The following is a 20,982-nucleotide window of genomic DNA, read 5'->3' as shown; positions in this document are numbered from 1 at the left end:
CCCGCCGCCCGGAGTCTGCTCCGGCGTGGCTCAGGAACCGTTGCGGAGCAGGGTTCGAGAGGGCGGCCGGCCGTAGGTGGTGCGGTAGTACTGGGCGAAGCGGCCGGGGTGGAAGAAGCCCCAGCGGGCGGCGATCTGGGTGACGGTGGCCCCGGTGGCGGGATCGGTGGCCAACAGTTCCCGGTGGGCCCGGTGCAGCCGGACCTGGCGGAGGTAGCCGGTCGGGGTGCTGCCGTGGTGGCGGCGGAAGGCGAGTTGCAGGGCGCGAACGGTGACGTGGGAGGCCGCGGCGATGTCGGCGACGCTGATGTCGCGGTGGGCGTTGTCCTCGATGAAGGCGATGGCCCGGCCCAGGGTGCGCGGGTGGGCGTCGTGGCGGTCTTCGACGGTGGGTGCGGTGAGTGCGTTGCTGGGGAAGGAACTCAGCACCGCCGCGGCCAGCAGCTGACCGGCGGTGCCGGCCACCAGCGGCTCGTTCATGGCTTGGGGCCGGTCGCGCAGGGCATCGCCGAGGTAGTCGATGGTCGTGGCCAGGTGGTGCGCGGCGGCCGGGGTCACCGGAACCTGGCCGGTGAACCGGATCGGCGCGGGACAGCCGGTCTCGGTGGCCAGCCGCTCCAGCAGCGGGAAGGGGAGGGAGACGGCCTGCACGGTGCCGTCGCGCCAGCGCGCCCACAAGGGGTCGCCGTCCTCGGCCCGGTTGCCGAGGAACACTTCGCCGGGACCGAATCGGTGCTCGGCGCCTCCGGAACGGTAATCCATGGTCGTGCTGCGGGTGCGGGCGATCAGCAGCGTCGGCGGGGGTTCCACGGTGAACGCGAGGTCGTCGGTCTGCGTGGTGGTGTCGATGGCGAACGTGCTGGTGGCCATCCGGATGTGGCGCAGGAAACAGCGGTCCCCGCGGCCGGTCATCCGGATGCCGGTGGCGTAGATGCGACTCAGGTACTCGGCCGCGCGGTCGCAGTCCGTGGTCTGGAACCGCAGCCGCCGAGGTGGTGTGGACGAGGCGGTCATCGGCGAACTCCTTGGCACGAAAGAAAAACGGCGACGAAGGATCCGGCGCCGCGCCAATGCGGCTCGCAGCCTCCTCCCTTGGGCGGGGACGGGTTTGCCTGGCGGGCACGGTCACGCGGTTGGCGTAGAGATCCGGGTGGTGTCCCGTGGCGCGGGGATCAGCGTTTCCGCGCCGCCATCGCCTCGACCCCGGCGACCAGGAGGTCGAGGCCGAATTCGTAAGAGGAGTCCTGGTCCTCGCAGGTGGTGAGCGGCCCGGCGGCCTCGACGATGTGCGGGTACCGCTTGCGGGGCAGCGCTTCGAAGTGCAGCCGGGCGCGCCGCTGGGCGTCCTCGGCCTCGTCCGGGGCGAGTTGTTCGGTGCTCCCGGGCCGGCTGTTGACCAGGCTCATCGCCGTGCTCATGGCGTGCCGGGAGATGTCGGTCGCCTCCGCGGGGGAGAAACCCGCGCCGCGCAGGATCGCCAGCACCTTCTCCAATGCGGCGAGGTAGCTCGGGGACTCGCAGATCTGGGACGTGAACACCGAACCCGCCCACGGGTGTTTCCGCAGGGTGGTCACCAGGGCGCGGATCAGGGTGCGGAACTGGGTGCTCCAGGGGGCGTCCGGGTCGACCGTCAGATCCACCTCGCCGAAGATCCGATCGCCGAGTGCCGCCAGGAGCAGGCCCTTGTTGCGGAAGTGCCAGTAGAGGGCCATCGGTGTGACGCCGAGGTCCTGGGCGAGCCGGCGGATCGTCACCGCGTCCAGCCCCTCGCGGTCGGCGAGGGACACGGCTTCGGAAAGCACGACGGCCTGGCTCAGCGGCGCCCGGCCGGATGCTTCGCGATCAGTCTGCGTCATCGATCGGCAATCATACGTCCGGGTCCGGTTCTGCTGCCATCGACGCGATCCTCGAACGTTCCTCAAACTGCCTTTCTGAGGGTACGTCAGAGAAGTTTGCGGTATGATACGGTAGCCGCATGCAGCAGGAGTTGTTCACGGCCGATGAGGTTGCCGACCGGCTGGGCCTGCACGTGCGGACGGTCCGCAACTACGTCCGCGACGGAAAGCTGAAGGCCGTCCGGATCGGCAAGCAGTACCGGATCGCCCGCGAGGACCTCGAGGCGTTCACCGGCCGCCCCGCCGAGCCGTCCGTCCGGGACTCGACGCCCCGCCATCGCCACGTGGGGGTGTCGAGCATCGTGGACATCGATGCGGTCAGCCGCGACACGGCCAGCCGCGTGAGCACCTTGCTGACCGGCGCGACGGCTCACCGCCGCGAAGGCGACGAGCAGTTGCGCATCGAGACCATCTACGACGAACAGCGCGCCCACCTGAAGATCGTCGTGCTGGGCGGCCTGACCACCAGCGCGTACATCTTCGGCTTGATCAGCGCCGTGATCGAGGAGCCGGACACATGAGCGACATCTACCGTTCCGACGCGGGAGCCCGCCTGCTGCGCGAGCGCTACCTGAAGGAACTGGAGTTCTGGCCGGTCGAAAACGAGCGGCTCCACGTGCCGACGCCCGAGGGCGAGACCTTCGTCATCGCGTCCGGGCCCGCCACCGCTCCGCCGCTGGTGCTGCTCCACGGGTCCGGCGGCAACTCGACGCAGTGGCTGGATCGGATCTCCGATCTCGCAACGCGTTTCCGGGTGTACGTCGTCGACGTCATCGGCGAGCCCGGCCTCAGCGCGCCGTCCCGGCCGCCGCTGCGGTCCGACAAGTACGCGGTGTGGCTGGACGCGGTACTGGACTTCCTCGAGCTGGAGCGCGTCTCGATCATGGCGATCTCCTTCGGTGGCTGGCTGGCCCTGGACTACGCGACGCGGCGGCCCGAGCGCGTGCGGCGCCTGGCGCTGTCGTGCCCGGCGGGCGTCGGCCGGGCGAAGAAGGGGTTCCTGGTCAAGGCGATCCTGCTGAACCTGCTCGGTCGCCGGGGCCGCCGCATGTCGGTGGCGGGCGTGCTCGGCCCCGGGCTGTCCACCTTGGAACCGGCCGTTGTAACGAGGGTCATCGAGCAGGTGCAGCTCGTTTCGCGGAACTTCCGGTTCCGTCCCGGTGACGTTCCGGTGTTCGGCGACGACGTGTTGCGCGAGCTGACCATGCCGGTGCACGTGCTCGTCGGGGCGCAGGACGTCATGTTCGACGCCGGGGAGACCAAGCGGAGGCTCGAAGCCGCCGCACCGCACGCGACGGTGCGCCTGCTGCCCGGTGTGGGTCATTTCGTTCCGGCGCGTCCGGACGAGGAACTGGAGTTCCTGACCAGTGCAGAGCAAGGGGAGCGGCACGCCTGAAATCTGTCGGTGGCGTGGGTGAGAATGACCGGCATGGGTGTGTCGAGCGGTCAGTTCCTGCGGATGGTGGACAAGCTCGCCGAGGTCGAGCGTGCTCAGGCGAGGGATTACACGTCGTTCAGTGTGTGCGGCAGGCGGTTCGGCTACCACTGGCCGCGGACCCGGACCGCCGGTCTGAAGCAGACCCTGTCCGAGCAGCTCGCGCTGGTTTCCGAGCGGCCGGACGTGTTCGAGGTGCAGTTCACGGCCGGTGGGTTCGGCTGGGTCGTGGTGCAGCTGCCGAAGATCGAGGCCGGTGAACTGCTCGAGTTGCTCTACGAGGCCTGGCGGTTGTCGGCCCCCGAGCCCCTCGTCGAGGAGCACCCGTTCCCGTAGCCCGCGCGGGCCGAGTCCGAACGCGACAGTGAACGGGCGGCGCCTCAGCCGGTCATCGCCTGGATCCGTGCCGTCGCGCTGGCGGTGGCCACGAGTCCGCCGCGCGCGTCGGTGAGCTCACCGGACAGGAAGCAGATCTGCCTGCCGCGTTGCACAATCCTGCCGTGGCCGCGAAGCCGGCCGGGACGAGCCGGACGCAGAAACTGCACGTGCAGATCCAACGTCGGCGCGAACTGACCCCGGGGTAGCGTCGCCACGAGCGCGGGACCCAGGGTGTCGTCCAGCATCGCGGCCAGGAACCCGCCCTGGATCACACCCACGGGGTTGAGCAAGTGCTCGCCCGCGTTGAAGGCGACCTCGATGGTGCCCGCCGCCGGATCCACCTCGACCAACTCCCAGCCCAGGGTGACCGCGGCGGGCGGCGGCGGCACCCGCCCGGCCTGGATCTCCTCGAACAATCCCCGATGTGTTTCCATGTCCCGCAGTGAACCAGCCACCACCGACAATCCCGGCCCGCGAGTTCCCCGTTCCCGCCACCGAACTACACACTGACGCACGCGAACCACACACTCGGGCACGCGAACCACACACTCAGAACCACCCCGCACCACGCACGCGACTGCCCGAGTGCGCAATTCGCGGCCCCGAACGCGGAACTCGTGCGCTGGCGGGGCCCGCTGGCGCGAGTTCCCCGTTTCGGACGTGCGAGTCCCCCGTTTCGGTAGGTGAGTTCTCCACCCGGGCACTCCGCGAGCACGGCACCACACCACACACTGAGAAAACCTCAGTGTGGAACTCGCGTGCCGGAACGGGGAACTCGCGGAAACGGGAAAAGCATCTCGGACATCGGATGGCCGGGGCTGGGCCGAGCGGAGGAAGGTTTCGTTGGGGTTGTGCACAGCGGTGGCTCGACAGCGGTGGGGCAGCTACGCTGGAAAGGATCTCGATCGTGAGATTAAGACGCCCCCATGTGAAGGAACCCCGCCTCATGGCCAAGAAAGTACTCGTCGAGATGCTCGATGACCTCGACGGAAGCGCAGCCAATCAGACCGTGCCGTTCAGTTTGGACGGTGTGAATTACGATATCGACCTTTCCGACCAGAATGCCGCGGCGTTGCGCGATGAGCTCGCCCGGTTCGTCGCCGCCGGGCGCCGCGTCGGTGGCCGTAAGGTTCGGGTGGCGACGGGTCAGTCCGCGGATCCCGCGCAGCGGCAGCGCAGTCAGGAGATCCGGGCGTGGGCTCAGGCCAACGGTTACGATTTGGCCGACCGCGGCCGAATCCCGGCCAACGTCGTGGCGGATTTCGACCAGGCCCAGGCGGCCGCTCAGGAAGCCGCCGCCAAACCCGCGCGTAAGCGGGCCCCGCGAAAGGCGGCGGCCGCGAAGAAAACGACGAGGAAGAAGTAACCGCGGGCCCCAATGCGGCATCGGGCACCGTCCCCGATGCCGCATTGGGACCCTCGCGGCCCACCGAGAAGACGCCGAGAAGGCGCTGGGGAGCCCGAGCGCCGTGGCCGGGTCCACCTGGACGTGCCGGTGGACTGGATCGAGGCCCGCGGCCTACCGCCTACCGCCCCCCAGATGCTGGTGGCCCGGCCGCCGCTCCAGCCACAACACGAATGATTTTCCCGCGCGGGCGATGAGCGCGTATTGCCACGGCCCGGTGAATTCCGGTCGCGGATCGTTCGGGGAATTCCGGCGGATCGCCCTTTCCGGGGGTGCTCCTTTCCCGAATCGGCGGTTGCGGGCGGTCGCGGGCGGCGAGGAGACTCGGCGCATGCGCATCCAGGGGATGGCACGACCGAACTCGTTCCCGCTCGTCGGCAGGGAAGCAGATCTGGAGGCGATTCTCGCTCGCGCGCGGGCGGCGGCGTCCGGGCGGGGCGGCGTTCTCCTGCTGGAAGGCGAAGCCGGGATCGGCAAGTCGTCCCTGCTGCGGGATGCCCTGCCGCGGATCGCCGAACTCGGTCTGCAGCTCTGCCACGGTTCGGCCGACATCCTGGAATCGCGGCTGCCGTTCAGCGCGATCGCGGAATGCCTGGACCTGCTGGGCGGCTCGCAGGATCCGCGGCGCGCGGCGCTGGCGGAGTTCATCTGCGGGGAGAGCCCGCCGGATTCCTTCGCCGGCTTCCCGCGCAACGAAATCTCGGTGATCCAGCAGATCATCGCGTTGCTGGAGAACCTCTGCGAAGCGGCGCCGGTGGCCTTGTCCCTGGACAACGCGCACTGGGCCGACGTGCAGAGCCTGCGGACCTTCGGCCGGTTGAGCCGGATCGTCGAGCAGTTGCCCCTGCTCGTGATCCTGTCGATCCGGTCCGGCGACACGACCACGGAACTGGACGATCTGCGCGCCCGGATGCTCGAGCGGGGCGCCGACACGATCAGCCTGAAGGCCCTGCCGGAGGACGACGTGGTGCGGCTGGTGGGCGGGCTCGTCGGCGCGACGCCCGGCAAATCGCTCCGGCGGGCGGTCGCCGGGGCGTGCGGCAACCCGCTTTACGTGGTCGCGGCCGTCGGCGTGCTGGCCGATTCGCAGGCGATCGGGATCCGGGCCGGGACGGCGGAAGCCGAAGGGCCGGTGTCGTGGGAGTCGGTGCACACCACGATCATGAAACGGCTGCGCTTCCTCCCGGCGGAACTGCTGAAACTGCTGCGCATGGCCGCGTTGCTGGGCAGCCCGTTCTCGGTGTCCGCGCTGGCGCTGGTCGCGGCGGAGAACCCCGAGAACCTGCTCCGCGTGCTGGAGCGCGCGCAGCGCGTCGGCCTGCTCGTCGAGGAGGGCGAAGAACTCGCGTTCCAGCACGATCTGGTCCGGCAGGCGCTGGTCAAGACCCTGAGTCTGTCGGTGCGCCGGGCCCTGCACCACCGCATCGGGCTCGCCCTGGCCGAGGCGCGGTACCCGGTGGACAAGGTGGCCGAACAGCTCCGGCTGGCGGGTTCCGCGCTCGGGGAGGCCGCGCTGGACTGGCTGGCGACGGCCGCCGACCGGCTCGTCGGGCGGGACCGCGAGACCGCGATCGAACTGTTCGGCCGCGTCCTTTCCGCGAGCGACCCGGCCGATCCCCGGGCACAACGGGTCCGCGTCACGCTGGCCCGGGCCCTGCTGCTCGAAGGCCAGACCGTCCGGGCCGCCGAAGTCGCCCGCTCCGCGCTGGCCGACACCGGCGACTCCGTGCTGCGGACCCACTTGTGGTGGACGCTCGCCCACTGCGCGCGGGCGGAAACCGACGAGGAACTGTCGTTGCGGATCGCCGAGGACGCGGCGGCCGGTCCGGACGTCACCGCCGCCGAACGCATTCGTTTCCTGGGCTACGCCTCGGTTCGCCTGTTCAACCTCGGCCGGTACGACCGGGCGCGGGAGGTCGCCGAACGGGCGCGTGCGGCCGCGGCGGAGCTGGAGCCGCCCGCGCAGGCGATCACCGCCGTCGCCGCGCTGGCCGCCCTGGCGGGGCGCGCGGACCGGCCGTCGGAGGCGTTGGAACTCGCCCGGCGGGTGCGCCGGACCGGGCACGCGGACGAGCAGCACCTCGACGAGTGCCAGGTCTACATGTACATCAACCTCGGCCGACGGCAGGACGCGCTGGACGTCGTCGAGCGGATGCACGAACACAGCGAGCGGCGCGGCCCGGGCGCGATGGTGTGGAGCCACCTCCTCAGCGCTTACGCCCAGTTCGCGTTCGGGATGTGGGACGACGCCGTCGCCGAGATCGAATCGGGGCAGGAGTTGCCTAACTGGGGCGACGCGCACCGGGCGCTGAGCGCGATCGGCGCGTTGATCTCCCTGCACCGCGCGGATTCGGCCGGTGCGGAAACCCATCTGAAGGCCGCGCCGATCGCCCCGCTGTACGAGCCCACGGACGCGTTCGTCGGCTCGTTCCCGCGCTGGGCGCACGCGCGGAACGCGCACTGCGCCGGGGATCCCGTCCGCGCGCTGGAGCTGTTCGACCACCTGGTCCGGTACGACGACGACAACCTGCCGGGCACCTGGCTGCCGATCACCGCGCCGGAGACCATCCGGCTCGCCCTCGAAGTCGACGATCCGGCCCGGGCCCGGGAGATCCACGAACACGTGTCGCGGCACGCGGAAAACGCCGAGCCCACCGTCGTCGTGCCGGGCCTGCGGTGGTGCGAGGGGCTGCTGGGCGGGGACGCCGAGTCCTTACGCGTGGCCGCCGAGCTGTTCCGGACCCGGCAGATGCCCTGGCCCGAGGCGCGCTGCCGCGAGGATCTCGCCGCCCTGCTCGCCGGGCGCGGCGACGGCACCGCCGCCGAACGCGAACTCACCCTCGCCGCGGCGCGTTACCAGGCCCTCGACGCCGACTGGGATCTCTCCCGGATCGAAGCCGCACTGCGGGCACTCGGCGTGCGCCGCGGGGTCCGCACCCGCCGGCGGCCCCGCAGCGGCTGGGAAAGCCTCACCGAGACCGAGTCCAAAGTGGCCCATCTGGTGGCGCAGGGACTGTCCAATCCGAACATCGCCGCGCGGCTGTTCATCTCCCGGCGGACCGTCCAGACCCACGTTTCGCACATCCTGGCCAAGCTCGGCGCGACTTCGCGGGTGGAGATCGCGACCCGGTTCGCCCAGCGCGAGGCGTGACGACCGCGCGAGCGGACCGTGGCGCGCCCGGAGCCGGATCATCGCCGCGATCCGGGAACCTGGTGCGCCGCAACGACATTTGGCGCGGGTGGCCAGGCTCGCTGGCGGGCCAGTTCCGCGGTCCACTTGAGCATCTCGTCCGGGCTGTTCAGGCCGACCACCCCGATCAGGCTCCCGTCGCGCACGAACCCCGTCACCACGCGGTTTCCCCCGCTCGGCCCGGCCAGCAACTCCACGGTGTCCCGCCCCAGGGACGGCATCCCGGCCGCCTGGATCCGGATGCCGTGCTGTTCGGACCAGAACCGGGGGATCGGCGTGAACGGGCGCGCCCCGGCCCCGGCGAGCAGGCTTTCCGCCGCGGCCCGGCCCATCTCCCCGGCGTTGAGCCAATGCTCCACCCGGCGCGGGATCTCGTCGAAACGCGGATTGGGCCACTGGGCGACATCACCGGCCGCCACGACGTCCGCCGCGCCCAGCGCGTGGCAGGTCGCGCCGCACCGCACGCCGCCCGCGACGGACAGGCCCGAGCCGCGCAACCAGCCGACCGCGGGCGCCGAACCCACCGCGACGACGACCGTGCCGGCGACGAGCACCTTGTCGTTGGACAGGTACAGCGCCATCCCGCCGCGGGCGGGAATCCAGCGGCGCACGGTGGCCCCCAGCGCGAGCCGGACGCCGTGCGCGGCATGCAGTTCGGTGATCTTCCGGCCGAGGTAGGCGCCGACGGCGTCGCGCAGCAGCACCGGGCCGCGGCTGACGATCGTCACCTCGCGATCCAGTTCGCGGAGGCTGGACGCGATCTCGCAGCCGGTGAACCCGCCACCGATGATCGCGACCGGGCCCCGGTCCTGGCCGAGGGTGCGCTGCAGCGACACCGCGTCGGCCACCGTCCGCAGCACGTGGACCCGCGGATCGTGCACCGGCGCGCCGGGGAGGTGCCGGGCTTCGGCCCCGGTCGCGATGATCAGGCCGTCGTAGCGGAGTTCCTCACCACCCGGCAGGGCCAGCACCCGGCGACCGGTGTCCACAGCGGACACCGCGGTTCCGCGCCGCCACAGCACATCGAGCCGGCCGTAGGAAGCGAGCGCGAGGTCACCGGGTCGTCGCGTGCCGGTGAGCAGTTGCTTGGCCAGGGCGGGCCGATGGTACGGCCACTCCGGTTCGGCGCCGACCAGGATCACCTCGCCGTCGAAACCCAGTTCCCGCAGGCGTTCCGCGGCGCGCAGCGCGGCGACTCCGGCCCCGGCGAGCACGATGCGGGTCATCGGCTCACCTGGATCGCCTGCATGGGGCAGGACCGCGCCGCGGCGAAGACGGCGTCGGCCTGGCTCGCGTTCGGCCGGGTCCGGTACCGGAGCCGCCCGTCCGCGGAGAGCCAGAACAGTCCGGGCGCTTCGCCCCGGCAGATCCCGTACAGGCGGCACCGCTGGTTGTCCACGCTCACCCGCACCGCGGAACCCGGGCGCGGCGGGCCCGCGGGTGGTTCTTCCACCAGGCCGAGGCGGGTGAGCACCGCCGCGGGCACGAATCGGAGGAAGGTCAGGGTCGCCGCGGGCGCGAGCAAGGTGACCCCGCCGAGCGACAGCAGGGGGAGATGCCCGTTGGCCGCGGCGCCGAGCCACGAATGGACCGCCGTCAACCCGACCGCGGGGTAGCCGAGTTGGTGCAGCCGCAGCCAGCGGCGGTACGGGAGGCAGCGGCGCAGTGCGGCCGTGATCGCGACCGCCGTCATCAGCTCCAGCCCGAGGATCCCCGCCGCGTGCCGGAGCGGGCCGTTCCGCCACAGGGGCACGGTCAGGGTGAGCGGGGTGACCGGCAGGTCCTCGAGGAACAGGAACGCGGCGGCGTGCACCACGCCGAACGCCAGGGTGAAGATCACGAAGACCAGATGGGTGCCGCGCACCGCCTGCCGCCCGACGACCCGGTGGACCCAGCCGGTGGCGGTCAGCACGCCCCAGGACAGGGCCAGGCACATGAACGCGTAGCCCAGCCGCGCGGACAGCGCGGAAACCTGCCGGATACCCGCGTCGTGCGGGGAGGGCGAGGGCAACTGGTGCAGCAGCGGTAGGAGCACGAAGGGCCTCGGATCGATCGGTGGTCGCGCGGCTGGGGACGGACGGGCATACGGAATGCGGGCCAGTGAGGTTCACGGCCACCTCGCGTGGTGCAGCTCACAGGGCCCGGTGGCCGCCGGTTCCGTACGTCCTCCACATGGAATCGATGACCGGACGCGACCGATCGCCTTTCCCACCGGCCGAAGCGCCCCGGCGCCGCGACGAGGAACTGGTCGCGTTGCTGCATCGGCAGTTCCGCGGCGCCCTGTTCGCGTTCGCCCTGCGGCTGACCGGCAACGACCGGGAGTGGGCGGCCGAAGTCGTCCGGGAAACCCTGTTCCGGGCCTGGCGGAACGTGGGCGGGCTCAGCCGCGAATCCGGGGTGCCGCGGGCGTGGCTGTTCACGGTGGCCCGCCGGGTCGTCGCCGAGGGGCGGCGCGGCGGGCGGGCGAGGTGCGCGAGCCCGCCCGCGGCACCGGACCGTCCCGAACCGGTCGAGGTGATCGTCCAGGCGCTGCGCGGCCTTTCGGCCGAGCACCGCGAGGCGATCGTGGCGACCTACCTGCTGGGCCGGACCGTGGGCGAAGCGGCCCGGGATCTGGGCGTGCCGCCGGGGAAGGTGAAGGCCCGGCTGTACAACGCGTTGCGCATCCTGCGCCTGGCCCTGCGGGAGGGAACCTCGGCATGACCGCGCGACCGGCCCACACCGATGTGGCCGCCTATGTCGTCGGAGCGCTGGAATCCGCGGAACTGGCGGCCTTCGAGAACCACCTGCGGGACTGCCGCGGCTGCCAGCTCGAGCTGACCGAACTCGCCGAGTTGCCCGATTTGCTCGACGCCGCCGCGGAACACGGGGTCCTGGCGGCCTTCCCGGCGGCCGAACCGGAGGACGCGGCGCGGGACGAGGAATGCCTGCGCGCCCTGCTCACTCGGATCCGCGCCGCCCGGAACCGGCGAGCGCGGATCGCGTTCGCGGCGGCCGCGCTCGCCGTCGCGGTCATCGTCCTGCTCGGGATGCGACCGGCCGCCGCCCCCACGGCCCCGCCCGTGGTGACCGTCATCAGCACGCCTCCCGACGAACCGCCGCCCAGCGCCACCACGCCCCGGACGCTTTCGGCGAAGGATCCGGCCGGCAACGTCGCCGCCACGCTCGTGCTCACCGCCGCGGGCGCCGGAACGGGCGTCGAAGCCGAAGTGTCGGGGCTGCCCGGCCCCGGCCCCTACCGGCTCGTCGCGATCGCCGCGGACGGCCGGGAGCAGGCCGTCGCCGAATGGGTGGCGCCGGACCAGGGGTTCGCCGCGCCGCGCCGGGTGCGGGGGACGGCGGGCCTGCCGGTCACCGGCATCCGGTCGTTCGAGGTGCGGACCGGTGACGGGCGGTGTTTGCTGGCGATCCGGGCCTAGGGTACTGCGATACGTTGCGGCGGCAGCGGAGGGAGCGAGCGATGACCGCCCTGGACCACGCGGGCACGCTGGAGCGGGGCCTGGCGATCCTGGAGCACGTCGGGCTGCACGAGGAGGTCTCCACCAACGCGATCGCGCGGGAGCTGGGACTGAGCCGCAGTGCCGCGTACCGCGCCGTGCACACGCTCAAGGAACTCGGTTACCTGGAAGCCGATCCGGCGACCGGCCGCGTGCGGCTCGGGGTCCGGCTGGTGGATCTCGCGCTGCGGGCGCTGTCCGGTGCCGAGGTGCGCCGGGCCGCGGCGCCGCCGATGCGCGGCCTGGCGCGAAAAGTGCCCGGTGTCGTGTACCTGGCCGTGCCCGAGGTGGACGGAATCGATTACGTGGCAAGGGAATCGAGGCTTCCCGCGGTCGCCGGGGAGGATCTCCGGCTGGGCGCGCGGTGGCCGTGGCACGCGACCGCGTCCGGGAAGGCGTGGCTCGCCGCGTTGCCGCCACGGGAACGAGCCGAGCGGGTTCGCGGGATGCCGCTGGACCGCCTGACGCCCAACACGATCGTCGATCGGGACGGCCTGCTCGCCGAACTGGAGCAGACCGGATCGCGCGGCTGGGCGATCGACAACGTGGAGAGCGAACCCGAGATCGGCGGGGTGGCCGCGGCGGTCCTGGACCGCTCGGGGCGGCCGGTGGGCGCGTTGACCGTCCTCGCCCCGGCCGGTGGGATCCTGTTGCGCCTGGACGAACTCGGCCACGCCGTGCGCGCGGCCGCCGCGGCCGTCTCCCGCCGCCTGGGCCACGCGGAGCGGATGCCCTGAACGGTCCGGCTCGTTCCGGGCATCCGCTCCCCGGGTTCACCCGGCCTGGGCGGCGCGCACCAGTTCCCGGATCTCCTCGGCGCTCCGGTAGACCGGGCCGACGACCTTGGTGGGGGAGTACAGGTCGCGGCCGAACAGGGTGGTCCCGTAGTACTTGATGATCGCGTGCAGGGCGCCGGCCCATTCGACGGTGTAGGCGTTGTTCGTGTTCCGGTAGAGCTGGTCGTCGGCGTCTTCGCGGTCGGCCCGCGCGCCGGACGGGTCGTTCGCGTACACGGTCGGCCCGACGGTGTACCGGAAGTCGTGCTGCTCGCAGGCCCGCTCCGCACCCAGATCGGGGACCAGGGTGCAGCCGTTGGACGAGAAGCTGCGCTTCAGCGCCACGATCTCCTCGGGAGTCCGGCCCGGAACCCGGTTCTCGTCCAGGGCCAGCACGTCCTTCCGCAGCCGGACGTATTCGTCGTTCGGCAGGAGGGCGATCTCCCGGTAGGCGCGCACGGTGAAGCTCGCGCCCGCGTTGCCGACGTTGTCCGGGAAGCCTGGGTCCACGCCGGGCGCCGCGGCCGCCGCCGGCGCCTGGGCGGCGAGTGCGGCCGTGGCGGCGAGTCCCAGCACGGTGGCCCCGACCGCCCGCGATCGTTTCGCCGCACGGTTTTCGGTGGATTGTTCGTCTGTCATCTGTTCCATTTCTCTCCAGTTGCCGACAAGGGCGAGAACAAAGCTATCCGGGAACCGATTTCGGTGTCCTGAGGGAAAACCAAAAAGAAAAACACCGGCGGTTGTCATCGGGATGACAACCGCCGGTGGGTCGTCGCACCGGGTGCGCGGGAGGGGAAAGGGGCGCACACCGGTGCGACGGGTGCCCCGCGGTGGCGGGGCGTCCGGTTCCAGCGGGAGGGGAAGCCGCCGGAACCGAATTCTGGCGGTCAGGCGGGGAGATTTCCGCGCCGGATCGTCCAATCCGTACATTCGGAAGCTCGGACATCGGGGCCGAGCCGGGCCAGCGGTGCGAGCTCGTTGCGCCAGTTCCGGTACGGGGGAACGGATCGCCGATCGGCGGTGCGGCTCTCGTGGAACTCGAGCAGCCGGATGAGGAACGTCCGGGGCGACCGGGCCGCGAGCGCGCAGTGGTAGGCCGCGGCGGTCATCGCGCGGTACCGGTCGGCCTCGGCGGCGCCCGGGCCGGCGACCGCGTCGAACAGCATGCCGACCGCGCTTCCCGCCAGCCAGGCCGGTTTTCCCGGCGCCGAGCACAGCCGCATCTTGCGCAGGCACGAGCGGGCCCGGTCCACCGCGGCCGCCGGGACTTCCCGGCCGAGCAGGAGCCGGGCGGTGACCGCGGCGGCCGCGCCGACCCCGCCCTGCCAGGCCGGATCGACCGTGGCCGCGGCCTGCCGGAGGCACCACGCGGCGAGCCGGCGGGTATGCGGTTCGCTTCCGGCGGAGCTCGCCAACCGCGGGACCAGGGGCAGCAACCGCTGCCGCTCCTCGTCGGGCAGCGCGTCGTTGGCTCCCCGGGCGGCCGCGGCGAGCACCGGATCGGTGCAGGCGGGACGGTCCGACCACGGTTCCCCCGCGACCACGGAGACGCACTCCATGAGGCAGGCGCCCTCGGCCGGGCCGTGGTGCGCCCCCACGGCGAGGTGCGGCAGGCGGCGCGGGACATTTCGGTGCATCGACGGGTCTCCAGCGAAAGCGAGAAACGGAAGCGACGATCGCGTTGTCGTCGAGTCCACTGTGCGCTTTCCACCCCCGGCCGCACATCGGCCGGTGCGCGGAACGTGCGCACCCGGATCCGCGCGCCGCGTGCCGGGGCGCACCGGGTGCATCCGCCACCCGGCGGAGGCGGCACGGGAGTTCATCCGGCCTCGCGCAGCCGGGCGCGCATCGCGTGCCGCGCGTTGTGCAGCCGCGATTTGATCGTGCCCACCGGCACCCCGAGCGCGTCGGCGGCTTCCCGCACGGTGTTCCCCTTCAGGTAGACCTCGCGGACGGCGTCGCGGTTCTCGTGGCTGAGGTGCCGCACGGCCTCGTCGACCAGCATGGTCGCCAGCACCCCGTCGGTGGCGTCGGAGGAGGACGAGACCTCCGTGCCGGAAAGTTCCACCTCGTGCGGCCGGGCCTTCCTGGTGCGCCAGGTGTCGATCACGATCCGGCGGGCCACGGTGAACAGCCACGAGCGGAGCATGTCCAGCTCCCGGTTGAGCTTGTGCGCGTTCTGCCAGGCCCGGAGCAGGGTTTCCTGGACCACGTCCTCGGCCCAGTGTCTGTCCTGTTTGGTCAGTTTGATGGTGTGTGCCAGCAGCGGGCCCCGCAGCTGCCACAGGGTGTCGATCAGATCGCGGTGGTGCCAGTCGCCGTCGTCCGATGGATGCGGCACGAATTCCCCTTGAGCGTCGAAGTGCGGATTCGGGCGGAATGCGCGCAGGATGCTAATTTCGCCGCGAAAGATCGGAAACGAGTCCCGCTCACCGGTACATCCGCCGGGAAATTGTGATCCGGTTTCCCCGAGTCGCCCGTATGCCCGGGAAAGAACGAAGGGAGCGACCGGTGATGCCCGATTCGATGGTCGACGCGCCGCACTCCGCCGCCGAAGTGCGGCACCGGCAGCGGGACCTGCTGCGCGTACTGCTCGGTGAGCGGCCGCGCGGCCCGAGCCCGCTGGCCGAACTGGCCCGGGCCGCGGGCTGGCCCATGCCCGGTTCGGTGGCGAGCGTGCTGCTCGACGGGGACGGGCCCGGTTCGAGCCCGCTCATCGCCCTGCCCCCGGACGTGCTGGCCGACCTCGACCGGCCGGATCCGTGCCTGCTCGTCCCCGATCGCTGGCGGGGGCTGGACGAGACCCTGCGCGGCCGGACGGCCGTCGTCGGGCCCGCGGTGTCCCCGGTCGACGCGGCCTCCTCGCTGGGCTGGGCGCGCAGACTGGCCGAGGTGCTGCGCGCGGGACTGGTGCGGGCGACCGGGATCGTCCGCTGCGCCGATCACCTGTCGACGCTCGTCCTGGTCCAGGACCGGGCGCTGGTCCGCATCCTGGTCGAGGACCGCCTGGCGCCACTGCTCGAACTCCGCTCCGGAGCGCAACGGGACGCCTTGGCGGACACGCTGTTCGCCTGGCTGCGGGCCGGGGGCAGCGCACCGGCCTGCGCGGCGCGGCTGCACGTCCACCCGCAGACCGTGCGCTACCGCTTGCGCAAGCTCACCGCGCTGTTCGGCGAGCGGCTCGCCGATCCGGACCTGCGCCTGGAACTGCTCGTGGCGCTGGCCGCCCAGCGGTTGCTGCGCGGGGAGGGCCGATCATGCTGAGCCGGTTCCTGGGCCGCCGCCCCGGGCGCCGGGTTCCCTGCCGTGATCACCGCGGCTGGACCGCCCGGATACATATCCGCCGGGTGGCCGATGCCGTCGAGGTGGAATTCCCGCACGGTGGAACCGCCCGGCTGACGGCCCTGCAGGTCGGCCGGTTCCGTGCGGCCCTGCGCGACGCGGTTCTGGAGGATCCGCCGCGGGCCGAATCCGCATCCACCGAGGAAAGTGAGTTCCGCCTTGACCACCACCGAGAAGACCGCCCCCGATGTGCTGGCTGACCTCGCCGCGGTGTCCCGCCGGTACCGCGGCACGTTCGACTGGCCGACCACAGTGGACACTTCCGGGACACGGCTCGAACTGCCGATCGGTGAGACCGTGGACGCGCTGGTCATGCGTGCGGCGTTCGGCGGGGAGGTCAACGCCCTGCTGCGGATGCACCTGGTGACCGGACCGATCATCGGGATCCCCGGCGACCCGGCGGACTGGATCTTCCTGACCCGGCCGCGGACCGAGATGAGCGAGAAGACGCGCGAGGACCTGCTGCGGGCCGATGTCGGGTGGAAACCGTTGGGCGCCACCATTTCCCTGCCACCGTCGCTCCTCCCGCGCGGGCGGGTGCGGTGGATCGACCGCCCGGTCGCCGGCCGCCCGCTGCCGCCCTGGTCCACGGTCGTGGCGATGGCCCGGGCCGCCCTGTTCGCCGGTCGGGGCTGGTAACCACCCACCTACCGAAACGGGGAACTCGATAGACCGAAACGAGGGACTCACCCTTCCGGAACGGGGGACTCGCGCCAGCGAACCGCCCGGGGGATGTCGAGACCGGCGAGTCGGTTCCGACATCCTGGTGAACGACCACCGGGAGGAACGATGATCGACCTGAAACCGGCCTGCCAGCGGATGATCGACGTGCTGGACGGCATCGCCGACGAGCGGCTCACCGGCCCCACCCCGTGCACCGAGTACACCGTCGGCGACCTGATCGACCACGTCGGCGAGGCGGCGCGGGGACTCACCGCCGTCGCGCGCAAGGAGCCCGTCGACGTCCGGGCCGAGGCCTCCGCCGCGCACCTCGGCGACGGCTGGCGGGCCGCCGTCACCCGGCACGTCCGATCGCTCGGCGAGGCCTGGGACGACCCCGCGGCCTGGGCGGGCATGGGCCCGGCGGCGGGTCCGGAGCTGCCGAACCGGCTCTGGGGCAGGATCGCGCTCACCGAGATGGTCGTGCACGGCTGGGACCTCGCGCAGGCCACCGGGCAGCCCTTCGACCTGCCCGGGGAGACGCTGCGCGCCTGCCTCGACCACGTGGCCGAATTCGTCCCGAAGGCCCCCGTCGAGGGCCTGTGGGGGCCCGCGGTCGAGGTTCCCGCCGACGCGCCGCTGCTCGACCGGATCCTGGCCGTCACCGGCCGGACCCCGTAACGGCCGGTACCAGGAGCGCGCGGGCTTCGGCGAGGAGTTCGTAGTCGCGGGCCCAGTCGGGTCCGGGCAGGTGTACCACGAAGGTCCGGGCACCGGACCGGCGGTACTCGTCGAGCCGTTCGGCGAGCGCCTCGGGCGGCCCGCTGACCACGAGCCGCTCCAGCTGCGCCGGGGACCGGCCGGTCAGGGAGCCCAGGAAACGCGCCATCCGGTCCCGTTTCTCGCGGTGGCCGTTCCGGCTCACCGCGGCGAACACGGTGGTGCCCGCGTCCGGGGCGGGCAGGCCCCGCCGCGCGGCCATCGCGCTCAGCGCGGTGAGCCGGTGCGCGAACTCCTCCGGCGCGAGCAACGAGGAGAGCCAGCCGGCGCCGTGGTCGAGCACGCGCCGGAACGCCCGGTCCGAGCCGCCGCCGATCCACAGCGGCGGCATCGCCACCGCGGGGTGCAGGGCCGTCACCGGTGCGCCCGGCACCGTGCCCAGTTCGGTGGCGTCGCCGGCGAGCAGCCGGGGCAGCGCGGCGAGCATCGCGTCGGTCCGGCGGCCCCGTTCGGCGCGGGGGATCCCGGCCGCGGCCCATTCGCCCGGCGAGCCCGCGCCGGTGCCGACGCCGAGCAGGAGCCGGTTCCGGGACAGGCATTGCAGGGAGCCGAGTTGCTTGGCGGCCCAGGCTTCCTGGCGCAGCGCGAGCAGCAGCACGCCGAACCCGATCGACAGCCGCTCGGTCACCGCGGCCGCGGCGGCCAGCGCGACGGTGCTCTCCAGGAACGGATTGCCGGTGCTCAGGTGGTCACCGGCCCAGACGGCGTCCAAACCGGACTGTTCGGCCGCGCGTGCCAGGGCCGGGATGTCCGGGACGGCGTTCCCGGCTCCCTGGCCGAACGTGGGCAATCCGGCCCCGATTCGCACAGGCATGGTGGTCCTTTCCCGATCTCGCGGACCACCTCAGCCTGCGTCCTCAATCCGCGTTGAGGTCAACCGCGCTCATCGGATGGCGTGGAAGATGCCCCAGGCGAGGTTTCCCGCGCGCCCGCCGTCGACCCAGTGCTTCAGGCCGGTCTTCATCCGGGTGAGGTACTCGTCGCTGATGCTGCCCGCGAGCTCGGGTTCGCGCCGCTCGGTCTCGTCCAGCACCCGGCCGTAGTGGGTGGCCAGCTGGGGGGTGTGATCCTCGAACTCGAGCGAGGCGACGCCCAGCCGGTGCAGTTCGCGCCGGTAGAACTCCGGCGACCCCATGGATTCCAGGTGCAGCCGGTCCAGGATCGGCCGGAGCGCGTCCTTCGCGCAGGCGTCCGCGGCCATCGGATCGGTGAACACCAGCTCGCCGCGCGGTTTGAGCACGCGGTAGACCTCCTGCAGCACGCGGATCCGGTCCCCGCTGTGCAACATCGCGTCCTGCGACCACACCACGTCGAAGTGGTTGTCCTCGAACGGCAGGTCTTCGAACGAGCCGTCGACCACGTCGATCAGCCCGGTCAGCTCGCTCTCGTCGTTGAGCTGACGATTGCGCCGGTTTTCCACCTCGCTCAGGTTCAGGCAGGTCACCCGGCAGCCGTAGGCCCGGGCCAGGTGACGCGCCGCCCCGCCGTAACCGGAACCGATGTCGAGCACGTGGTTCGCCCCGGTGAGCGCGAGCTTGCCGGCCATCCGCTCGACCGTCCGGCGGCTCGCCGTCGCGATCTCCTCGTCCGGCCGGTCGTACAGTCCGATGTGGATGTCCTCGCCGCCCCAGATGGAGAAGTAGAAATTGTCCGCGTCCGAGGAGTTGTAGTAGTCGCGGGCGACGTTCACCGCGGACGAATAGGCGATTCGGTCTTCGGTGCTTTTCACGTAACTCTTCTCCGCGACGTGGATGAGGAAATCGGGTTCGTCCGCGGCGAAGGAATCCTGGAAATCGCCGTAGGTCTCGAGCCGCTGGAAGCCGACTTCGCGCAGCAGCCGCCGGACGTAGTCCTTGCGCAGCGGGAACATGTTGAGGTGGAACTGGGAGCGGTCCGGGAAGCTGTACCGGAAACGGGCCAGGCCCTCGTCGATGTACTCCGGTTCCGCGGTCACCTGCTCGCCGCAGTAGTAGTACGTGTGCTTGCTGGAGAACCCGTTGTCCAGGATCGCGTCGTAGTTGCGCTGGTCCAGGATCAGGATCCCGTCGTGCTTGAGCACCGCGTAGAACTCGGCCAGCGCCTTGCGCCGATCCCGCTCGGAGAACAGGTGCGTGAACGAGTTGCCGAGGCAGATCACCGCGTCGAACTCACCGTGCACGTCCCGGTTGAGCCAGCGCCAGTCGGCGTGCACCACCCGCAGGATGTGGCCGCCGTAGTTCTTCCCGTTCTCGAAGGCCTTGGCCAGCATTTCCGGGCTGCCGTCGACGCTCACCGTGTCGAAACCTTCTTCGATGAGCCGCACCGAATGGAAACCGGTTCCGGTGGCCACATCGAGGACGGATTTCACCCGCCGCGACTTGAGCAGATCGACGAAGAAGCTTCCCTCGCTCTCGTACCGCTTCTTCCAGTCGATGAGTTCGTCCCATTTCTCCACGAAACCTTTGACGTACTCATCGGTGTAGTGATCGGTGTCCCGGACCTGCAATGGATCCGCGCCGAACGCCTGCGCGGGATGGGCAGTCAAATCAGTCATTTTCGTTTCACTCCAGGGTTCGGCGGTAGGCACGAATACTGGCGCGCAGCACACATCGCAGGAAGGTCGAAAATCGCGTGCGAACGCTCAGGGTGTGAAACTTGATTCATTACCCCGACTCGGACGGCGTTCGCGTTAATCCACGCTGACCGTCCGCGAAACCGCCTCCCGTTCAATCTATGGGAGGCGGGCCGGAAGGAGCAATGCGTCGATGGCGTGACGTGCGGTTTCACCCCGGGTGAAGATCTCCAAGGGGCGGGAACGCCCGCCCGCGAGGGGAGTCGTGGCTCACATCCGTTCGGCCTAATCGCGGCCGTGCGTGATTGCCCTGGGTGGATATAGGGCCCTTTTCTTAGGCCGCATGCCTGATGTCTTCCCCCGCTTGTGTTCCTGCCATGTTCAACCGAGAGTGCATCGCCCTGCGCATCGAGGTGCGGACAACGCAACAACCGCCGCGAGTTTCCCGTTCCTAGGTTTCCGGTGAGCTGCCCAATCCGCGCAACAACGGCAAATAGACCTCGTCCACGATTTCCACGATGCTTTCCTCGTTGAGCGGCGCGCCGTAGACGATGAACTCGTTGCGCACCAGGTCGAGCGGGAGCCGGGTGACTCGCAGCGGCAGCTTGACGGGCGGGAGTTCGCCCCGATCGGCCGCGCGCCCCAGGATCGTCTCGATCGCCTCGGTCAGCGGTGACGGTTCGCAGAGCCGCTTCCGCAGCACCTTGGTGACCTCGGGATGCCGGAAGGTCTCGCCCATCACACCGGCGATCATCTCGCTCATCATGCTGTCGACCCGGTGCGCGACCTCCTTGAACAGCGCCACCAGATCGGAGCGGAGCGCGCCGGTGTGCGGCGGCGCCTTCCGCTTGGCGGGCACCCGCCGGTCCCACGCGGCGAGGACCAGTTCCGCGCGGCTCGACCAGCGCCGGTAGATTACCGGTTTGCTGGTCGCGGCGCGGGCGGCCACCGCCTCGATGGTGAGCCGGGTGTAGCCGACTTCCTTCAGCTCGGCCCAGGTCGCGTCCAGGATCGCCTGCTCCAGCTCCGCTCCCCGGCGGCGCGACTTCGTCTCGGTCACCCTGCCCCTTAAA

Annotated in this window: 23 protein-coding genes; 12 read left to right on the top strand and 11 right to left on the bottom strand. The window is 71.2% G+C overall.

The genetic code is table 11. The features are described from left to right. Positions 1-30: 30 nt before the first annotated feature. Positions 31-1,014 (bottom strand): helix-turn-helix transcriptional regulator, encoded by a 984-nt coding sequence (locus FXO23_RS10310; protein ID WP_218951941.1) that lies wholly within the window; start codon positions 1,012-1,014, stop codon positions 31-33. 158 nt (positions 1,015-1,172) lie between these two features. Beyond that, the gene (locus FXO23_RS10305; RefSeq protein ID WP_158883323.1) at positions 1,173-1,856 is read right to left on the bottom strand and encodes a TetR/AcrR family transcriptional regulator; all 684 of its coding nucleotides are present in this window, start codon (positions 1,854-1,856) and stop codon (positions 1,173-1,175) included. Between the two features lie 119 nt (positions 1,857-1,975). Here FXO23_RS10305 and FXO23_RS10300 point away from each other — a divergent pair, with 119 nt between their 5' ends. From FXO23_RS10300 to FXO23_RS10290, 3 genes are read left to right on the top strand one after another with little or no spacing between them, the layout of a single operon-like run. Continuing rightward, positions 1,976-2,416: a helix-turn-helix domain-containing protein gene (locus tag FXO23_RS10300; protein WP_158883321.1), complete on the top strand. Its 441-nt coding sequence runs from the start codon at positions 1,976-1,978 to the stop codon at positions 2,414-2,416. Next, positions 2,413-3,291, top strand: a complete 879-nt coding sequence (locus FXO23_RS10295; protein WP_158883319.1) for an alpha/beta fold hydrolase — start codon at positions 2,413-2,415, stop codon at positions 3,289-3,291. The genes FXO23_RS10300 and FXO23_RS10295 overlap by 4 nt, the downstream gene beginning before the upstream one ends. 33 nt (positions 3,292-3,324) lie before the next feature. Then, complete coding sequence (locus tag FXO23_RS10290; RefSeq protein WP_158883318.1) at positions 3,325-3,666, top strand: MmcQ/YjbR family DNA-binding protein; 342 nt, start codon at positions 3,325-3,327, stop codon at positions 3,664-3,666. A 44-nt stretch (positions 3,667-3,710) separates the two neighbouring features. Here the strand turns inward: FXO23_RS10290 and FXO23_RS10285 are convergent, their stop codons facing one another. Next, positions 3,711-4,142, bottom strand: coding sequence for a PaaI family thioesterase (locus FXO23_RS10285; protein ID WP_158883316.1), 432 nt, complete (start codon positions 4,140-4,142; stop codon positions 3,711-3,713). Between the two features lie 512 nt (positions 4,143-4,654). Between FXO23_RS10285 and FXO23_RS10280 the strand changes: the two genes are divergently transcribed. Together FXO23_RS10280 and FXO23_RS52220 are read left to right on the top strand one after the other, a co-directional pair. Further along, positions 4,655-5,074 (top strand): histone-like nucleoid-structuring protein Lsr2, encoded by a 420-nt coding sequence (locus tag FXO23_RS10280; RefSeq protein ID WP_158883314.1) that lies wholly within the window; start codon positions 4,655-4,657, stop codon positions 5,072-5,074. A gap of 370 nt (positions 5,075-5,444) precedes the next feature. Further along, positions 5,445-8,264: an ATP-binding protein gene (locus tag FXO23_RS52220; protein ID WP_158883312.1), complete on the top strand. Its 2,820-nt coding sequence runs from the start codon at positions 5,445-5,447 to the stop codon at positions 8,262-8,264. 38 nt (positions 8,265-8,302) lie between these two features. Here FXO23_RS52220 and FXO23_RS10270 read toward each other — a convergent pair whose 3' ends face one another. Both FXO23_RS10270 and FXO23_RS10265 read right to left on the bottom strand, forming a co-directional pair. After that, positions 8,303-9,529 (bottom strand): NAD(P)/FAD-dependent oxidoreductase, encoded by a 1,227-nt coding sequence (locus FXO23_RS10270; RefSeq protein ID WP_158883310.1) that lies wholly within the window; start codon positions 9,527-9,529, stop codon positions 8,303-8,305. Then, a complete protein-coding gene (locus FXO23_RS10265) occupies positions 9,526-10,338 on the bottom strand; it encodes a ferredoxin (RefSeq protein ID WP_246257101.1) in 813 nt (270 codons plus the stop codon). The genes FXO23_RS10270 and FXO23_RS10265 overlap by 4 nt, the downstream gene beginning before the upstream one ends. 146 nt (positions 10,339-10,484) lie before the next feature. Here FXO23_RS10265 and FXO23_RS10260 point away from each other — a divergent pair, with 146 nt between their 5' ends. From FXO23_RS10260 to FXO23_RS10250, 3 genes are read left to right on the top strand one after another with little or no spacing between them, the layout of a single operon-like run. Continuing rightward, positions 10,485-11,006, top strand: coding sequence for a sigma-70 family RNA polymerase sigma factor (locus FXO23_RS10260; protein WP_158883308.1), 522 nt, complete (start codon positions 10,485-10,487; stop codon positions 11,004-11,006). Then, on the top strand, positions 11,003-11,722 hold the full coding sequence (locus FXO23_RS10255) for an anti-sigma factor family protein (RefSeq protein WP_158883306.1): 720 nt from the start codon (positions 11,003-11,005) through the stop codon (positions 11,720-11,722). The genes FXO23_RS10260 and FXO23_RS10255 overlap by 4 nt, the downstream gene beginning before the upstream one ends. 41 nt (positions 11,723-11,763) lie before the next feature. Continuing rightward, entirely contained in the window at positions 11,764-12,537 is a 774-nt protein-coding gene (locus FXO23_RS10250; protein WP_158883304.1) for an IclR family transcriptional regulator, read from the top strand. A 36-nt stretch (positions 12,538-12,573) separates the two neighbouring features. On the opposite strand, the gene FXO23_RS10245 is transcribed toward FXO23_RS10250, so the two are convergent. The 3 genes from FXO23_RS10245 to FXO23_RS10235 form a co-directional block, all read right to left on the bottom strand. Beyond that, positions 12,574-13,215, bottom strand: a complete 642-nt coding sequence (locus tag FXO23_RS10245) for a hypothetical protein (protein ID WP_158883302.1) — start codon at positions 13,213-13,215, stop codon at positions 12,574-12,576. Between the two features lie 248 nt (positions 13,216-13,463). Further along, positions 13,464-14,213: a hypothetical protein gene (locus tag FXO23_RS10240; protein WP_158883300.1), complete on the bottom strand. Its 750-nt coding sequence runs from the start codon at positions 14,211-14,213 to the stop codon at positions 13,464-13,466. A 182-nt stretch (positions 14,214-14,395) separates the two neighbouring features. Continuing rightward, the gene (locus FXO23_RS10235; protein WP_246257100.1) at positions 14,396-14,917 is read right to left on the bottom strand and encodes a sigma-70 family RNA polymerase sigma factor; all 522 of its coding nucleotides are present in this window, start codon (positions 14,915-14,917) and stop codon (positions 14,396-14,398) included. Between the two features lie 173 nt (positions 14,918-15,090). On the opposite strand from FXO23_RS10235, the gene FXO23_RS10230 reads away from it, so the two are divergent. The 4 genes from FXO23_RS10230 (at position 15,091) to FXO23_RS10215 (ending at position 17,259) form a co-directional block, all read left to right on the top strand. Continuing rightward, a complete protein-coding gene (locus FXO23_RS10230) occupies positions 15,091-15,840 on the top strand; it encodes a PucR family transcriptional regulator (RefSeq protein ID WP_158883298.1) in 750 nt (249 codons plus the stop codon). Continuing rightward, on the top strand, positions 15,834-16,118 hold the full coding sequence (locus tag FXO23_RS10225; RefSeq protein WP_179956737.1) for a hypothetical protein: 285 nt from the start codon (positions 15,834-15,836) through the stop codon (positions 16,116-16,118). Before FXO23_RS10230 ends, FXO23_RS10225 begins: the two co-directional genes overlap by 7 nt. Further along, positions 16,078-16,557 carry a hypothetical protein gene (locus FXO23_RS10220; protein ID WP_158883296.1) on the top strand — a complete coding sequence of 160 codons (480 nt, stop codon included), beginning with the start codon at positions 16,078-16,080 and terminating at the stop codon, positions 16,555-16,557. Before FXO23_RS10225 ends, FXO23_RS10220 begins: the two co-directional genes overlap by 41 nt. A 150-nt stretch (positions 16,558-16,707) precedes the next feature. Beyond that, positions 16,708-17,259, top strand: coding sequence for a TIGR03086 family metal-binding protein (locus FXO23_RS10215; RefSeq protein WP_158883294.1), 552 nt, complete (start codon positions 16,708-16,710; stop codon positions 17,257-17,259). Here the strand turns inward: FXO23_RS10215 and FXO23_RS10210 are convergent. The 3 genes from FXO23_RS10210 to FXO23_RS10200 all read right to left on the bottom strand — a co-directional run bounded on the left by FXO23_RS10210 (position 17,240) and on the right by FXO23_RS10200 (position 20,969). After that, positions 17,240-18,172, bottom strand: a complete 933-nt coding sequence (locus tag FXO23_RS10210) for an LLM class flavin-dependent oxidoreductase (protein ID WP_158883292.1) — start codon at positions 18,170-18,172, stop codon at positions 17,240-17,242. The genes FXO23_RS10215 and FXO23_RS10210 overlap by 20 nt on opposite strands. Before the next feature lie 69 nt (positions 18,173-18,241). Then, positions 18,242-19,891, bottom strand: a complete 1,650-nt coding sequence (locus tag FXO23_RS10205) for a glycine/sarcosine N-methyltransferase (RefSeq protein WP_158883290.1) — start codon at positions 19,889-19,891, stop codon at positions 18,242-18,244. Between the two features lie 469 nt (positions 19,892-20,360). Then, on the bottom strand, positions 20,361-20,969 hold the full coding sequence (locus FXO23_RS10200) for a TetR/AcrR family transcriptional regulator (RefSeq protein WP_158883288.1): 609 nt from the start codon (positions 20,967-20,969) through the stop codon (positions 20,361-20,363). Positions 20,970-20,982: the final 13 nt, after the last annotated feature.

The sequence above is a fragment of the Amycolatopsis anabasis genome (assembly GCF_009765355.1).
GTDB classification, from domain to species: domain Bacteria; phylum Actinomycetota; class Actinomycetes; order Mycobacteriales; family Pseudonocardiaceae; genus Amycolatopsis; species Amycolatopsis anabasis.
Note: the sequence above shows the minus strand (reverse complement) of the source record. Positions and strands in the feature narration are given on the sequence as shown.

Coding starts and splice junctions, on each gene's coding strand:
- FXO23_RS10310 (WP_218951941.1), bottom strand. CDS start 1,014: ATGACCGCCTCGTCCACACCACCTCGGCGGCTGCGGTTCCAGACCACG.
- FXO23_RS10305 (WP_158883323.1), bottom strand. CDS start 1,856: ATGACGCAGACTGATCGCGAAGCATCCGGCCGGGCGCCGCTGAGCCAG.
- FXO23_RS10300 (WP_158883321.1), top strand. CDS start 1,976: ATGCAGCAGGAGTTGTTCACGGCCGATGAGGTTGCCGACCGGCTGGGC.
- FXO23_RS10295 (WP_158883319.1), top strand. CDS start 2,413: ATGAGCGACATCTACCGTTCCGACGCGGGAGCCCGCCTGCTGCGCGAG.
- FXO23_RS10290 (WP_158883318.1), top strand. CDS start 3,325: ATGGGTGTGTCGAGCGGTCAGTTCCTGCGGATGGTGGACAAGCTCGCC.
- FXO23_RS10285 (WP_158883316.1), bottom strand. CDS start 4,142: ATGGAAACACATCGGGGATTGTTCGAGGAGATCCAGGCCGGGCGGGTG.
- FXO23_RS10280 (WP_158883314.1), top strand. CDS start 4,655: ATGGCCAAGAAAGTACTCGTCGAGATGCTCGATGACCTCGACGGAAGC.
- FXO23_RS52220 (WP_158883312.1), top strand. CDS start 5,445: ATGCGCATCCAGGGGATGGCACGACCGAACTCGTTCCCGCTCGTCGGC.
- FXO23_RS10270 (WP_158883310.1), bottom strand. CDS start 9,529: ATGACCCGCATCGTGCTCGCCGGGGCCGGAGTCGCCGCGCTGCGCGCC.
- FXO23_RS10260 (WP_158883308.1), top strand. CDS start 10,485: ATGACCGGACGCGACCGATCGCCTTTCCCACCGGCCGAAGCGCCCCGG.
- FXO23_RS10255 (WP_158883306.1), top strand. CDS start 11,003: ATGACCGCGCGACCGGCCCACACCGATGTGGCCGCCTATGTCGTCGGA.
- FXO23_RS10250 (WP_158883304.1), top strand. CDS start 11,764: ATGACCGCCCTGGACCACGCGGGCACGCTGGAGCGGGGCCTGGCGATC.
- FXO23_RS10245 (WP_158883302.1), bottom strand. CDS start 13,215: ATGACAGACGAACAATCCACCGAAAACCGTGCGGCGAAACGATCGCGG.
- FXO23_RS10240 (WP_158883300.1), bottom strand. CDS start 14,213: ATGCACCGAAATGTCCCGCGCCGCCTGCCGCACCTCGCCGTGGGGGCG.
- FXO23_RS10230 (WP_158883298.1), top strand. CDS start 15,091: ATGCCCGATTCGATGGTCGACGCGCCGCACTCCGCCGCCGAAGTGCGG.
- FXO23_RS10225 (WP_179956737.1), top strand. CDS start 15,834: ATGCTGAGCCGGTTCCTGGGCCGCCGCCCCGGGCGCCGGGTTCCCTGC.
- FXO23_RS10215 (WP_158883294.1), top strand. CDS start 16,708: ATGATCGACCTGAAACCGGCCTGCCAGCGGATGATCGACGTGCTGGAC.
- FXO23_RS10210 (WP_158883292.1), bottom strand. CDS start 18,172: ATGCCTGTGCGAATCGGGGCCGGATTGCCCACGTTCGGCCAGGGAGCC.
- FXO23_RS10205 (WP_158883290.1), bottom strand. CDS start 19,891: ATGACTGATTTGACTGCCCATCCCGCGCAGGCGTTCGGCGCGGATCCA.